This is a genomic window from Erysipelotrichaceae bacterium 66202529 (genome assembly GCA_017161075.1).
Lineage (GTDB): Bacteria > Bacillota_I > Bacilli_A > Erysipelotrichales > Erysipelotrichaceae > Clostridium_AQ.
Genome location: CP046174.1, coordinates 3,157,624 through 3,173,701 on the forward strand (window position 1 = coordinate 3,157,624; position 16,078 = coordinate 3,173,701).

Genomic DNA, 16,078 nt, shown 5'->3' on the forward strand with positions numbered 1-16,078 from the left:
TCACTCTTTATTTGTTTTTCTTATCGTCCATATACTTTTGCGTTATTGCATCCGCTTCTTCTTTTGTTATTGACTTCCCCCGATGATAGAACAGGATGCCCTGCTCACGGTTCACCAAATGAACTACTTTTGCTTTTCGATAATCCAAATGTGTGAACTCACCATTATCTTCAATCTTTTTCATATTTCCCTCCGATTACATATGCAAATGTTCTTTGACCTCTGTATATTTACCCTTAGATACCGGCACGATATATTGTTCTGCCAGACAAACCTCAAAATTTTTTATACTTGTGACATAAAAGCGATTAACACAGAAGCTCTTATGTACTCTTACAAACATATCTTCATTCAGATCTTTTATCTGCCGTTCAAGCTCTGTTATACTCAATCTGGCAAAGACATCGCCATCTATCATATGAATCAGGGTATTGACATTGAATGCCTCCAGATACAGGATATTACTCGTCTGTATGTTATGAATCACATTATCTCGATCCTTCACCGTTAGATACCCGGAACGTTCCACTTCTTTCTTGATCAACATATCGACATATTTTCTTGTAAATTTACCTACTCCATGAGGAAATATCTCATCATGTTCGACGTTGGCCAAAGGATTCGATACATGCATATGTGTGAGATACAGAAGCCCCTTCTCCTCTTTCCAAGTAAAGGTGACACGCTGCATATCCCGATAGATCTCTCCGCTTACTTCGTCCGTGATTCCGATATATCTCCCGGCAATAACACAGCTGTTTCGATCATGTGATATACATTGAAAATCCTTAGATGAAAGAGTGATCTGTGGAAGATCTGATTTTTCTTTTTCCAGCTGTTGCAGGATCATTGCCTTTCCCTGATAATATTCGATTGCATTGGAACCGATCCATAAACAATCATCATGAAGATGTTTCACAACAAGATGATGATCTCCGCGATAATGCATTGTCAGCATCTCATCAGTTAATCGTATACACTCCGTGATTTTTTCTTTTTTCATATCGTTATCACTTCCTTATCCTTCTCCCATATTTCTGTAAATTCATCTGCTTGAACTGGTTTTCCCACTAAAAATCCCTGCCCTATATCACATCCTGCAGATCTTACAAATTCTAACTGTTCTCTGGTTTCGATACCTTCACAGACTACGGTCATATCCATCTGATGTGCCAGCTCTATGATTTTTTCCATGACGATCTTAGATCTTGGATTCGTATGACAGTCGATCAGTAAAGAACGATCGATTTTCAGGATATCAGCAGATACTACACTCAATAGGTTCAAAGAAGCATAGCCGGTTCCAAAATCATCGATCGCTAACTGAAACCCCTTTTTATGTAATTCATTCGCTAACTGCATCATTTGTTCACTGCTTTCCACGAATGCAGATTCCGTCAGTTCGAATGCGATATAGTGATGCGGTATAGCATATTTATCCACGACAGAACAGAAGTCTTTCAGATAACTCTTTTCACCGATATGCAGTCTTGACTGATTGATAGAAATCGGTGCGATCTCCATATGTTTATCGATCCACATACGAATACGCTGACATACTTTTTCCAGCATGTAGAAATCAAAACTCAGGATCATGCCATATTCTTCAAATACCGGAACAAAATCATCCGGCATACGAAGTGTTCCATCCTGCAGTTTCCATCTGGTCAACGCTTCACCAGACACGATGTCTAATGTGTGTATATCAAATTGTGGCTGTATATAGAGCTGAAATTCATCCTGTAGCATTGCAACAGGTGCATCCTCCAGGATCTTGCTTTTATAATACTGACGGCTCATCATGCCATCTTCATAATAGACATAGTGGCTGCCGGACAACGTCTTACTGATACTCTGCATCGCCATCAGCGCTCTGTCTGTCATATCTTTTATATATTCCTTACGATTGTCTTTGATCAAATATAGACCTGCATTCAAATTGATTTCCATGCCAAGTGTTTTTATCATATCTTGATCGATCAGCTGCTTACGGACATGTTTCAATCTTTTTTCTAACTGTTTTTTATCTTCAAATTGATACAGCATGGCAAAGATATCCTTTTCCATACGACCGCATGTCTCATTCTCATGCAGCGTCTTCTGTAAGTTTTCTGCAATACTTTTTAGGACCCGATCCCCTGTCTGATAGTTGAATTTCCGATTGACAAAACGAAAATCCCGAATGCCAAACTTGATCAGTACGTATTGCTTATCGGATTCCTTTTGTAAAATTTCATTTGCAGCATACTCAAATCCCTGTAGATTATTGATCTGTGTCAGCGGATCGATAAAAGTAGCTTTTTGGATATCTTCCATCATTCTTGTATATTGTGATTTTGCTACACTATAGTTGAAGTAAACTTCTTCTCCCTGTACTTTTGCAGGAATCGAATTATGGACATGGTTGATCTTCCATCCATCTGACAGATGTTTCCAAACCACGCTGAATCGCAGCATACCATCTTCAGGAAGGATCATTTTCTTATCTTCTACATGTATCTTTATGATTGCCATCGTGATGCAAATGGTTCCTGACAACTGATGCACTTCATACCATTCATCATGCACAACGAAGTGTCCTTTATAAATATCCATTTCCTTTTGAAAGAACTGATATGCATCTTTCATATTCAGACATACTTCATTTTTACCAGTCCCTATCCATGTGATATCTTCACAAAGATAAAAAGAAAGCTGATTATAATCCCGCTCCTTAAAATAAAGTACAGTTACTTCACGACTCAAACACTCAATCTGATCTTCTACCGTAATCATTCCGATTTCCTCAACTATCCGCTTGCATAATATCTCAAGCATCTCCTTTTAGATTTTCTCTTCCTTACTCCCCTTGTTTACCACATAATGTGCATTATGTGGTATCCGTCAGATAGAATGATCAAAGGCTTATCAATGGAAAGTTTTTTAATGGAAATTTCTACCTTTCAAATCACGATTCATGGCATAAAAAAAAGTCAACACATTGTGGCTTTCTATATTTGATTTTATTATATGTGCCTGTTTATAGGCATTTTCGGCTGTTTTAAGATCATTACAGGATGATCTATTTTAAGCATGCAAGTCATTTGGTAATCTTTATTTGGCAAAAATAAACTATTCACAAACATATATACCCGTTCACAATAAACGGTTGTAAAGATTTTAAAACATGATAATATGTTTATAGAATGGATGTTTTGTATGATTTATATGTGATTACTCGTGCTAGTGTTAAATTATACAACGTCCTGTTTAAATGTGCTGATTAAGTCCATTTTATCGTGTTATTTTTGCAATCGCTATGGGATAAGATTGACAAAATTAGTAATGAAATTATAGGAAAGAAACGTATCGCACAACATAATGCACATTATGTTGTGCTTATTTTATATGGTCAGTGGTATCACCAGATCCATTTTTGAAAGTGACTTCTGACATTCTTTTCCCGTTATCATCGTATAGATTCTAGTCGTTTCGATACTGGCATGACCAAGCAGATCTGCAAGTCTTACAACATCTTTCTGTAGACGATAGAATGTCAATGCAAATAGATGTCTCAAGTTATGCGGAAATACTTTTTTATCATCGACTCTAGCATCTTGACATAATTTCTTCATTGCCTGCCAGATATTACTTCTATCCATCGGTCTTCCATTCTTTGTGATAAAGACTGCCCCTGCAGATATATTTTCCTGTTTACAATAATCTTTAAGCAGTTTTTTTAGTTTCTTTGGTATAAATACCGTTCTTGTCTTCCCCTTATTTCGTACAACTGCCTTCCCTTCTTTTACTGCTTCTACCGTTATGTATTTATGTTCTGATACTCTGATACCTGTACCACATATCGTCTGCAGTAACATATACAAACGTTTATCATCTCTCTTTAATGCCGTATCCAGCAGACGCTTATATTCATCTTTTGTAAGTTCCCTTTCCTCTTCATAAAAAACAGAACGCTGTATCTTATGTAATTTTAATTTCAGATTTCCCAGTTTCAAATAATCAAGCAGGCCATTTAATGCGACCAACATACTGTTGATACTAGATACCTTATATTCCTCAGACAGACTATTCTTATACGCAACCAGTTTCTCTTTTGTAACTGTTTTATCATTATCTGGCAAATACTTATAGAAATGCATGACATCTCTCATATATTTTTCAATCGTTGCTTTACTTCTTTCTTCCCCATATAAATATGTTTTGAATTCCCCTATCATTTCCATATTTAATACCGTCTTTTTCATTCTATCCAGCTCCTTTGATGTTTTAATCCAATCATATCATTTTGTTATATCAGAATCACTGGCAATAATTGGTATTTATATAGTGAAGTTCTATTTTATTTGATGAATTCAATGGAATATAATTAAAAAAAGATACTAACAAATAATAATTCTAAATTAAAAAACTATTATTTTTACTTTAACAATAATAAATTGATATGTTCAAATTTGAACATGGAGATCTAATTCTCCATTCTTTTCCCTGTGTAGACTTCCTGCTGTTTTCGTTCATCAATCCTCCTTTTGGATTTTCTTCCTGATACAGCTTTTCAGGATTGCTTTAACTTTATATCTGAGTCCTGCTTCCGAGATTCCCAGTCTGACCGCTATCATATCATTCGTTTCACGAGGCATACGATCGATCAGTGCAGCTTCTATGAATGTTCGATCCTTTTCATTTAACATTTCGAGCAATTCATCAACATGATCTACCTTGTCTTTTATGATATAGATTTCACGTTCGATCTCATTCTTCTCCCTAATGAAACGCATCAGCATATGTTCTCTATTGGATCTCCCTTTCTTTCCCGGAGGCTTATCAAATCTGACTGCTGATATATCATACATTCTTGTATTCAAAAGGTTCAGCCTTTCCTCCAGCTGTATTAGATATGTACTCCAATATCGGTACTCACGAAGTTCGTTCTCAAAAGATTTAACTATTTTATCAATGATATCTTCCAGTTCATTCATACATGAGCTCATCCAGTTCCGAAAATTTAATGATTGCTTTTCGAATCTTCTTATAGCAGTCCTGCTGTGTTGACTTATATTTGTTACGTAAATCTTCTATCGTCGCACACTCTTTTTTCATGTAGACATCATATAATAGCTCACGCTCTCTATCAGGCAGTTTCTCGATTCTGTTTTCTACAAATTCCAAATTGTCGTTGATTCTGATAAGATCTCTTTTCAGAAATGATGTATTGATCTCGCTATCTTGTATTTCCATCAATCTAAGATAGCATTCTTTCAATTCTGAATCGGATTGATAACTTTCCAGAATGAATCTCATTGTCATATGTTTTCTAGTATACAGATAACCATATCTCATGATGTCCACCCTCCTCCTGCTGCTAGTTAAATCTGACCTTATGAATCGTTGACGCAAAAAAACCTCTTGAATTCAGTATCCAAAAGGTCTTTCTAAATCGATATTTATACTTCTCACAGCAAAAAAAGAGCTGTTTCGTAGCACTTCTTTACTACATAAGCAAACCATATTTTTTCTTCCTTGGTAAATTTTTTGCTTACATAGGATAGAGATACATTCATGATATAGATCAATTATCAAGACCATGGTCAGAATATAAAATAGGGCTCGTTTGATTGTACCCGCGAGCCCTTCTGTAATTAAGGATCAATAGACCATGATATTAAAGTGATGCTTTTTCCCTACCTTAATTTAATTTTGATTGAATCTAGTTAAATCTTCCGTATACATTGCCTCTTTTATCCGATTTGCATATTTATAAAAAGTCGATCTTTTCATCTGTGTTTCATCACAATAATCAGATAGTTTCTGTTTTTTGCTCAGACAGGCTTTGATACGTATTTCAAAATCATTTGGCAAGACAGTTTTCGGTCTGCCATAATTTCCATTTCCCTCAGATTTTCTCTGTAAGGCTTTTTCAATTCCTTTTTTCTGACTTGCTTTTAACTTTTGTCGATTCAGTTCTAAGAGATAATCATAGAAACAAAGTAATAATGAAGCATCCGCTTTTAAGCCATTACAGGCTATCATCATCCTCCCTTCAGCTAAAAGTTTCAAACTATTTCTGACTTCTGTTAAATCATTCCCCAAGCATATAAAGGAATCTATCTCTACTTTTTCACTCACTTCAGCTCTCCTTTGATCATTCGTCTTATCATGTGATAAGGATTTGCCAAAATTCCGGTATCAAATTCATAAAACATAAATCATTAGAGTATCATTTAAGATTTTCTATCATTCTTTATTCATTTGTAATGATAAACGGGCTGATTTCTGTTGCTAAGATTTGTTCACCACTACCTGTCGTAGTTTGTATAATATCGTATCTTAACTGATAGGTACCAGCAGATATATCATCTTTCAGTTGTACTGAGATCGTTTTATAGATTGACCAAGGTATTTCCTGATTTGTAATAGTTTTGTTTGTTGTCATATCTTTAACATTAGCTATATAATCTGCAAAATTTACCTCTTGATATGTATCGACTTCTTTTTTCCATAGCGTTAGTTTCGTTTTTATATCGGAGGTAGAGGATGAACTATCTTTTACACGAATCACATCATAGGTAAGCTTTTTATCTGTGCTATCCTTTGTAATAACCTGTTTGCTCTCATCCTGAATAGTTGATTTGATTGAATAACGATCATCAGTTAGTTTAAACTTATAAATGATGTTTTCACTGCTTAATGTAGCAGATGGATAATTTGCCATTGCACCAGTAACAAGTGAAATTTCCAACTTATAATCACCGGCAGACACATCACCCATATTACTCATGATGACATAAATATCAGAGCTTGTTGCGGTCAGGCAGTTTGCTAGAATGATTGTTGCGCTATCTCCACTTGTTGAATAACGAGTACCATTGCTTTGTATCAGCCAGCCTTTTGGAATTGGCAACACGGTTCCAGTGCTCGTATTTGTCAGCTTCAGTTGTACTTTCGCTGCCATCTGCATATCAGTTCCGGTTGTATCTGTCCCTGCACCCTCTGTTGCTGTTGCAGTTGTATTCAGATTGATTCCGAAGGAACCATTCATTCGATATGAAGGAATCGCGGTTCCAGTTGCAGAACTGTTATCCTGTTGACTATTCAGATCATATGTCCTTGGATCGCCTTTTACAGCAAATCTTAATTTCTTTTCCGATGGTGATCCATTCGAATAAGTGGATTTAAATGTTACTAAAAAGTCATTATCATTATTACTAACATCTGCAAAATCAAATACAAAAATGAAATTTGACTTTGTAATGGCTGATGTAGGAATCTTATAATACTCATCTGTACCATTCTTTTTAAATTTTGTTAATTCTACAGATGTATTTCCTGCTTCTTCGGTATAGTTATAATACACTGGAGTGCTTCCACTTTTATCTATCATCAATACCTTTGTTCCTTTAGGAAGTGTTGAATATCCTCCACTCGATCCATTTGTTAAAACAAGTTCATATTTTGAAACAGATTTTGCAGTATCTGATTTCTCTGCAAACTGTGCCGTAATAGAACTTTTACCCGATACGGTAGTCGCAATCTTATCAGTTGCAGTATCATAGTTATAAGACTGTTCTCCTCGATCATAGGTCTTTCCTTGTGAAACAAGAACATTAGAATAAGTCTGTGTTTCTTTCTTGGTAATGTTCAATTTTACTATGATGGAACCCATCTTGACTTCAGATCCATCTGTCTGCTGGATGATACGATCAATCTTAAATGTAACAACAAGAGGTTCAGAATCAGTTGAAGTTATATTGTCAGCATTATATAGTTTTATGTTAATAACAGGGTTCTGCGTTGTATTAACAAGAGAACGCATATCCAGACTGTTATTTACAGATAAAGTTGTATCTGTCTTATAAGGAATAACTGATTTACTTTTACTATCTATATACCCAGCTTTGACCTGTTCCAACCAACCAGTTTGTCCTGTTTCAATACTAAGTCCTATCGTATCCTCATCACTTGATGATGTAATTTGATCAGGATTGACAATCGTATATTTACTTCCACTCAATTCAACACTATTCTGATCAATTCGATAGATGGATCCATCGGCTGCCCATGTTTCTGTAATCTGTGCTGTTTTTCCGTCTGCCGGCTCATCAGAAATAATCATATTCTTTTCTACATTTTTAATAGATGACCCTAACAGCCAATTTCTCCAAGATGTGGAATTTGTAGTAGGTGCAATGACATCCCCTTTCTTAAGTTCAGTTTGATCAACAAAGTTTTCTGCTTCTGCGACAATGAAACCACTATCTGTATTATTAGCTTCATTGCTATAGTAACTACCCATGACATAAACACCCTGTGCATCTTTATCAAGAGATTTACCATCTATATAGTATCTTCCTAATTGCGCAAAACCTTTCACATCTCCATATCCCGGACGGCTAACATCTTCATTGATTCTCAATTCGATATGCTGTCCCTGCTGTACATAGAGTCTATTTCCTGTTGTATCGTTATTAGCCTGTTCAATCGTTTGTAATGAGCCATCTTCGTTCTGGCTTTCAAATCCCATAACAAGGTTGACTGGAGATTGTAATTTCAATAGACTACCCTTCTGTAAAATCAGATTATCAATACGATTTAATGAATAATCAATCGTCGTCACTAAGTTAGCGGTATCCTTTTCTCCAACCAATTCAATATCACTATTGATGATTTTCAAGGTCGATGCACGTTGAATAGATTTATTCGCATTGCTCGCCAACGCTTTATAATCTTTGATCTCAATGGTTTTATCTCCATTGGTAACACATTTATTTCCATCACCAAAGATACTCTTTTGAATATCAACTTTTTTATAGCCTGTACCGCCAATTTCTACAGTTGCAGTCCCCATTACATAGGGATCAGAGGCATCGAAATCCTTTCCAGTTGAAGTGGTATTCCCGCCACCAAACACAGTGCCATAAACAATAAGATTTTTCTCATCACCTTCTGGAAGTACAGCGCCTTCAGGAGCCTTGACGACATAGCTTCCAATATGAAGAAGCGTATTGCCTTCCACCTTGGCTTGATTCGAACCGCCAAAAACATTACCTGTCGTATCATCATTGGTACTTATACCAATGGTACCAGATGCTAAATCCACGTGTGTATTACCAACAACTTTCCCCTGATTACCTCCGCCATAGACATTGCCTTTGACACTATTAGATACATATACCCATGTATTACCTTTAATGACTGAAGACGCACCAAGACCACCGCCATAGATGCTACCATCCACTGGCCCATGAACCACAAGCGTTGCATTGGTAACCGTACCATTTTCACTGCCACCATAAATATCTGTGACTTTCGCTGACGCTTCTGTCTTAGCATAGGATTCTTTGACTAATGTTTGTTCACCTTTACCACCACCAAACACACTGGTAATCGTACCATCAATATATATCTTTGAGCTCTGTACAGTCCCAGTATTATTACAACCACCATACACATTTTTGATTGAACCCGTTGTATTATTCAAATTGATAACTGTATTCTCCGCTTGTGCTTTGTTTCCGCCACCATAGGTATTCGTCAGTGTTCCTCCAGTTACTGATATTGTATTCGTCTTTGTTGTAACACCTCGTTCGCCACCGCCATAAACATTGTCGATTGTTCCGTTTTCTATAGTAATATTAGGATTAGATGTGATGGTTCCATTATTGCCATCATTAGATGCACCACCATAACCTCCACCGTAGATATTTGTAATGGTTCCTCCCTTAACTGAAAGTGAAGGATTATCTACATTGCCTGATGAATTTGATCCACCATAAACATTTGTTGCGGTTACTCCATCTTTTACATTAAGGGCTACAGTACCGGTTACACCTACTGCATTTCCTCCAGCAAAAGCATTGTTCACAGTACCACCATTAAGGTTAACTGTAGGATTTTCTACCTGTCCTAGATTACCACCACCAAATACACTACCTGTTATGTTACTTCCTGCTTCTACATTTACAATAGGATCATTTGTTGTTGTATCGACACCATAACCTCCACCGTATACATTTTCTGCTTCGCCTTTGATAGTGACAGTAGGTTTATCCATAGTTCCAGAATTATTAGAACCACCATAAATATTATTAGCCTTAGAGCCAGTAGATGCATTGATTGCAACAGTACCATCAACACCCACTTTATTTCCACCGGCAAAAGCATCATTAACGATACTACCATCATCTAAAGTCACAGTTGTTCCATGTGTGATCCCTTCTTCTCCACCACCATAGACACTGCCTGTGACATGACCTCCTGATTTGATTGTAACGCTAGGAGTATTCGTCGTTGTGGAAGAACCTTTACCACCACCATAGACATTAGTTACATAGCCACTGATATTGATAATTGGAGATGTAACAGATCCAGTTGAATTAGAACCACCATAGATATTACCAATGCTGTTTGCTTCACTTGTGATAACATCAATCTTTGCTTCTCCAGTTATATCTTTACTTTCAGTAGGAGTTGCATTACCACCCATGAATACATTATCTGCCTTACCTGCAAGGTTCATAGATAAGCTATTAATAGCTCCAGAAGAATTACATCCTCCATAAATATTCTTTACGAATGAACCTGCACTGGATTCAATATTAACAGCACCTGAGATACTTGCCTTATCGGAACCGCCAAAAACATTATTTGCTTTACCACCATTTAATTTAATGTTAGAAGCACCTACAGCACCTTCTTCGGCTCCACCAAAAGCATTCCCTTTAATATCAGCGCCTATATTGATATTCAGGTTTGCAGTAGTTACAGTAGTACCACTACCTTTGCCTCCTGCATATACATTATTTGCAACTGTTCCCTCAATATTCACATTGGATGTTGTCGTTGTTCCTGAAGCATTGCTTCCGCCATATATATTACCAATAATTGATGCTGTATCTGATATTTTAACATTAGTAGTTTGACTTCCTGCATTATTTCCTGCACCATATATACTGCCATTTATTTTACTTCCTGTTATTTCTATATTTGTATCATATGTTACACCTTGCTCTCCGCCACCATAGATGCTTCCATTCACAACAGCATTTTCATTCGATTTAATAGATATAGTACCATTGACGTTTGTTTTTCCACCATATCCACCACCATATATATCTTTTGTTGTTCCATTACTAACAATCTCTACACTTCCTGTTATTGTTGAAATCGTATCGCCTCCGCCGTACACCTCATTTATAATTGATTTTTCATCAATATTTAAAATTACATTACCCTCGATATTGGAAGTTACATTATTACTTGCATCACCTTGTCCACCACCGAAAAACTTTCCAATTTTAGAATCAATAACATTTATCTCTACATTTCCTTTTGTTTTACCATATTTACCGCCACCATAAACATTGCCATTGACAATACTATTTATGATGTTTATTTTTACATTTCCATCTATATCAATATTTCCAGTAGGTTGCCAAGAATCATCTCCTCCTCCATAGACATTATCTGTGATTTTACAGTTTATAATATCTGCTGTTACATCACCTGTAACATTTGCAGCTCCTGTACCTCTGTTTGCATCAAATCCTCCCATATGAATTTGTTTTGCGGTTGCATTTTCAATATGCATAATAACTTGCTTTTTAGTTTGGGCTTGCTGGCCTCCTCCATGATTGCCTCCACCAATAATCCCAAATTTTCCTCCATAAATTTGTATTTTGACAGCATAATCATGGTTAGTTCCATAGATTATGCCTGATCTGTTACCACCAAACACCGTTGTAATTTGACCATCAAAAATAGTAAGATGTGTACTTCCATTTATTTTCATATTATTTGGATTTGAATTTGCATAAGTACTCCCAGATGTGTATACAGAAGCAAATACACCACCATATATATAGGTGTTAGAGTCTCCATTTAATATTCCACCCCAGCTTAGTCCTCCAACTTCTGCATATGTTCCTGAATAAAAATACAAATTTGTATTTTTATTTAAGGTTCCACCTGTTGATCCACCAAATACTTTCAATTTGCTTCCTATTACTTTAATATCTTTTCCCATTATTAAAATAAATCCATTAGCGTAGATTGCTTGCGAATAATTATAATCTGTTGTGATTTTTGAATTAATTGTTATATTTTCAAATTTTGTATCACTAGCCATAATTAATCTAATATCACTATTCAAAATCAATTCTGCGCTATTAATAGCTGTAATTGTGGCGTTTTTGCCCGATGAGGGCATCGTATAAGTTCCGCTAAAACTATAGTTACTGCATAAAACTATTTTATTAGTATCTATTGTACCTGTACTTGACAATAGTTCATAGGCTTCATTTATTGTTTTTACCGCTGTTTCAGGTGCTAATCCATTCCCACTTGATGATTTGGTACTATCCACATAAATAACCGTTTGCGTATCCCATTGTGCAGTTAAAGTCATTAATCCTGATTCTGCATTGAATAAAGATATAGTAAGAGGATCATATGAGTGTACAATATCTCCATCATTTATTGCAGTACCATCATTCTTTATTGCGGTAACATTTGTTAAGCTTACTTTCCATCCCGTAAAGACTTTGTCATCTGGGTGAGTAAAAGTGTTTTCTTCTGGCTTATAGTTCTCACCATCTTTAAGATCTTTACTTTCAATAGTACCAGTTCCGCCTTCTCCTGTATTATATGTCACTATAATAGGAGTAAGCGAATTGATACCATTAACTGCTTCTGTTGTTATTTCATTTACTTCGGCAGCCGTTCTTAGCTTTGTTTGTCTTGCGATTGCTATCTTTGCTCTAAAGAAGCTAGAGGTATCCTTCGCCTGTACCTTTCGTTCATAGGTAAGAGAGGTTGCATCCTCTATATCTTCCCATGATGCATCATCTTTCTCATCTTTACTGTTGATCTGCCATTGTACCGATAAGATATATCCTTCTGCTTGTTCCAATGGTTTCTGTGTATTTCCGTCAATCACACTATAGACAGATACGTCTTCTTTTGCCTCTATCTTAATTTGAGGCTTGATGCTCCACTCTGTATTCCACTGGGATGTTAATGTAATTTCATCTAAATTATCTGCAATTGCATATTCTTCCTTAGGCTGCACTGTTTGGTTATCTATGCTCCAGCCCTTAAATGTATGTATTGTATAGGCATCATCAGGTACTGGTGATTCTATTCCATAATTTGGTCGATTAGGCACAATCAGTTTGCCATTTTTAACGGGAAGATGTTGTGTGATGATATTATCAAGCTTCACTGTTACAAATCGATCTGCTTCAATATACCCTGCATTCTCCGAAGCTGTTCTAAAACTTTTATTTGTTTCTTTCGCTTTATATCCACCTGTTTGATTTGGAAAGAAGATGTCTTTTCCTACTTCTTGTTCTGTAATTGTTTTGATTTCCATTTTACCGGAAGTCTGAGGAGTTTTATTTTCATCTTCAACTTGAGATGTTTCCTCATTATTCACATTAGACTGATCATCGCCTGCAGGTTCAATTGAATCCGAAGCGACGTTTTCTGCATTCTGTTGAACATTAGCATTTTCATAAGATGTGTTTTCACTGTTTTGCTGTTCTTGTTCTTTCTTATCTGTTACTGGTTCCTCAGCATTATCTTCTTTCGTTTCTGGAATCGGTACAGTAATATCTGCTGATGTAAACTCATTTGTAATATAGGTAAATGCTGGCGCTGTCTCTTTGCTGTATCCACTGAATGCATAGTCTCCTATGCTGGTTATTGTCTTAGGAAGCTCCAGTTTATCGTTCAGATTCTTACATCCAAAGAATGTATAGTCACCAATAGATGTGATACCATCCTCGATAACCAAACTAGAAATATATTTTATGTTATCAGAGAAGGGCATTGTTGTTTCTGTATAATCTTTAATATCACCTGTTCCACTGATTGTTAATTTACCATCCGATGTTAATGTAGCTGTCACATTCCCTTTATCCACACCAATATCATAGGTTGCAATGACATCGTCCTGTGTATGAGCTAGTACATAGTCATTACTCAAAAACTGGATCATCATTGTTCCTACAATAAAGAGAGAAATAAATACTTTTAATTTATGTAATACATCCTTTTTAAATTTTAATTTCTTCATATGTTCCTCCTTATTGTGCATCACTGATCTTGACAGTTTTTTCAGTACCTTTACCATCATTGACAGAGAATGATTTTGTTTTATCAATCGTACCTGTCACAAAGAATCGCAGCCTGACACTTGTATCATCCCCATTTGTTGTATAGCTTGCGGATATTGTGCTTGCACTTTTTAACTCTGTAACAGTGCTATCCGGTGTAAAGCCATTCGGCCAGTTTATCGCCATGGTCTGACCTGACTTCGCAACACCTATCAGCAGATCATAATAATCTTTGTGATTTTCCAACTGCAGCTCAAATGTCGATGAGTTTTCTATAAGTGTAAACACAGCACTGATTTCCTTGGAATATCCATTTGATGATTCCGGGACTGCTGTAGCTTTTATCTGAATTTTGTTGTTGGATGGTGTTTTTCCTTTTGGTACAGTAATCAATAGCTGATCCGTAACGGTCTGGTCCGCTGACATTTTAAAAGTTGTATTATTTGTTACATCATCTCCATTCAATGATGCATTCACATTTGATCCCAGCTCAGATATTACGAGTTTATAGGACACATCCATTTCTGATGCTCTCAATGAGTCCTGAAAATTTCGAATGTCCACAATGAAGCTGTAATCTTTATCTCTGTTCCAGTTCTGCATCTCATAAGGAGAATTGTTGACAGTCAGATAATCACTTTCAAAATAAAAACCATCCGGTCTGCCTATAATCTTATCTGAATTCAATTGGCTCATATACTTTGCCAGAGTAAGACTGCCTAATGTGAGAACGATCAGCACTAAAACAACAAGTATCCTAAGGAGTTTTTTCTGTATTGCTTTACTATTGTATTTTTTCTTTCTTTTCATGCAATGCTCCTCCTTTAACTTGTTTTCTGTTCCATCAGCACTTTTATTTGTACATAGTCAATTTCATTTGTATAGGTACTTTCACTTGCAGAATCAGGCCATGTAATCTTTAATTTCCATGTATCTGTTTGCTCATTCAAGTTAAGAATATTATCTTTATAATCTGTTTTTACATTTGCTTTAGCTTCTTTCCAAGTTGATCCATTATCTTTTGATAATTCAAATTTGAATGGAATGTTCTCAGCAGTTTGAATCATGAATTCATAAATCTGTGCGACTTCTGCTGTTTTGTTTTCTTTAGTATTTGACACGATAAATTCGATAGTTCTGCTGTCATTGGGATGAGTAGGAATGTCATCACCGGTCAAGGTAAAGGTGGCATTATTCTGATATAAGGCAGTTGTTGCAGTTCCCTGTCCCTGTACGGAAGAAGTGTAGCGTGCAAGTGTCACAGCACCCATAACCAGCTGTATGAATACTAATCCGATTGCTGTTTTCTTTAATGTTGTCCTATTCCTTTTCATTTCCTGCACCTCTGTTTCTTCCTGTCGCTATATACCAGATTCCTATGATGATAAATAAACTGATGATTCCGACTGGTGACATCAGCCACATGACCAGATAGCCAAGCAGCGGTATCGTCAGAATCACTTTCCCTAATATCTGTTTCTGCTGGACTTCTTCTGTATCTGCCACATTGTTGGCGTCACCTTTTGTTATGTATCGTTCCCTGTCTATGGTGATGATTCTATGTGTAATGATGGCTCCTTCTTCCTGAAAGGATATAATATCTTCTATTTCATAACTACTCTGTTCTTTTGTAATGACGATGCTGCCAACTGGTATTGCTGGTTCCATGGAACCTGTCAGAACTGTCTTGTAGTTATAGCCGAGAATGCCGGCAGTTTCATCACGAACAATGAGTTTGTTGTATGCCTGAATGCCAAGTATGATGATCAGCAGACATACGAGAATGCCAAGCACCAATGTTCCAGCTTTTGTGATTATGTTTCTCATTTCTCTTTTACCAGTTCTTCTACACGGACACCTAGCTTGATTTCAAACTTTGACTGATTCTTTCCTAGCTCTGTATCTTTACTATTTGTTTTATCGAATGGCCATCTCCATTCCAGACGGTATAGCTTTCGATTATCTGT

The 16,078-nt window shown here is 36.3% G+C and carries 10 protein-coding genes and 1 pseudogene; all 11 read right to left on the reverse strand.

Translation table 11 applies throughout. The features are described 5' to 3' along the window. Positions 1 to 7 precede the first annotated feature (7 nt). Complete coding sequence (locus GKZ87_14945; protein ID QSI26686.1) at positions 8 to 184, reverse strand: hypothetical protein; 177 nt, start codon at positions 182 to 184, stop codon at positions 8 to 10. Between the two features lie 12 nt (positions 185 to 196). Then, positions 197 to 1,003 carry a hypothetical protein gene (locus tag GKZ87_14950; GenBank protein QSI26687.1) on the reverse strand — a complete coding sequence of 269 codons (807 nt, stop codon included), beginning with the start codon at positions 1,001 to 1,003 and terminating at the stop codon, positions 197 to 199. After that, positions 1,000 to 2,817, reverse strand: coding sequence for an EAL domain-containing protein (locus GKZ87_14955; GenBank protein QSI26688.1), 1,818 nt, complete (start codon positions 2,815 to 2,817; stop codon positions 1,000 to 1,002). Before GKZ87_14955 ends, GKZ87_14950 begins: the two co-directional genes overlap by 4 nt. Positions 2,818 to 3,383: 566 nt before the next feature. Continuing rightward, positions 3,384 to 4,244, reverse strand: a complete 861-nt coding sequence (locus GKZ87_14960) for a tyrosine-type recombinase/integrase (GenBank protein QSI26689.1) — start codon at positions 4,242 to 4,244, stop codon at positions 3,384 to 3,386. A gap of 270 nt (positions 4,245 to 4,514) precedes the next feature. Continuing rightward, on the reverse strand, positions 4,515 to 4,976 hold the full coding sequence (locus tag GKZ87_14965) for a hypothetical protein (GenBank protein QSI26690.1): 462 nt from the start codon (positions 4,974 to 4,976) through the stop codon (positions 4,515 to 4,517). Positions 4,977 to 5,055: 79 nt separating this feature from the next. Then, positions 5,056 to 5,337: pseudogene (locus GKZ87_14970) on the reverse strand (hypothetical protein). 351 nt (positions 5,338 to 5,688) lie between these two features. Then, positions 5,689 to 6,123 carry a recombinase family protein gene (locus tag GKZ87_14975; protein ID QSI26691.1) on the reverse strand — a complete coding sequence of 145 codons (435 nt, stop codon included), beginning with the start codon at positions 6,121 to 6,123 and terminating at the stop codon, positions 5,689 to 5,691. Positions 6,124 to 6,238: 115 nt separating this feature from the next. Then, entirely contained in the window at positions 6,239 to 14,131 is a 7,893-nt protein-coding gene (locus tag GKZ87_14980; protein QSI26692.1) for a leucine-rich repeat protein, read from the reverse strand. Further along, the gene (locus GKZ87_14985) at positions 14,082 to 14,921 is read right to left on the reverse strand and encodes a hypothetical protein (protein ID QSI26693.1); all 840 of its coding nucleotides are present in this window, start codon (positions 14,919 to 14,921) and stop codon (positions 14,082 to 14,084) included. Before GKZ87_14985 ends, GKZ87_14980 begins: the two co-directional genes overlap by 50 nt. A 14-nt stretch (positions 14,922 to 14,935) precedes the next feature. Continuing rightward, a complete protein-coding gene (locus GKZ87_14990) occupies positions 14,936 to 15,445 on the reverse strand; it encodes a hypothetical protein (protein ID QSI26694.1) in 510 nt (169 codons plus the stop codon). Then, entirely contained in the window at positions 15,432 to 15,938 is a 507-nt protein-coding gene (locus GKZ87_14995; protein ID QSI26695.1) for a signal peptidase I, read from the reverse strand. Before GKZ87_14995 ends, GKZ87_14990 begins: the two co-directional genes overlap by 14 nt. Positions 15,939 to 16,078: the final 140 nt, after the last annotated feature.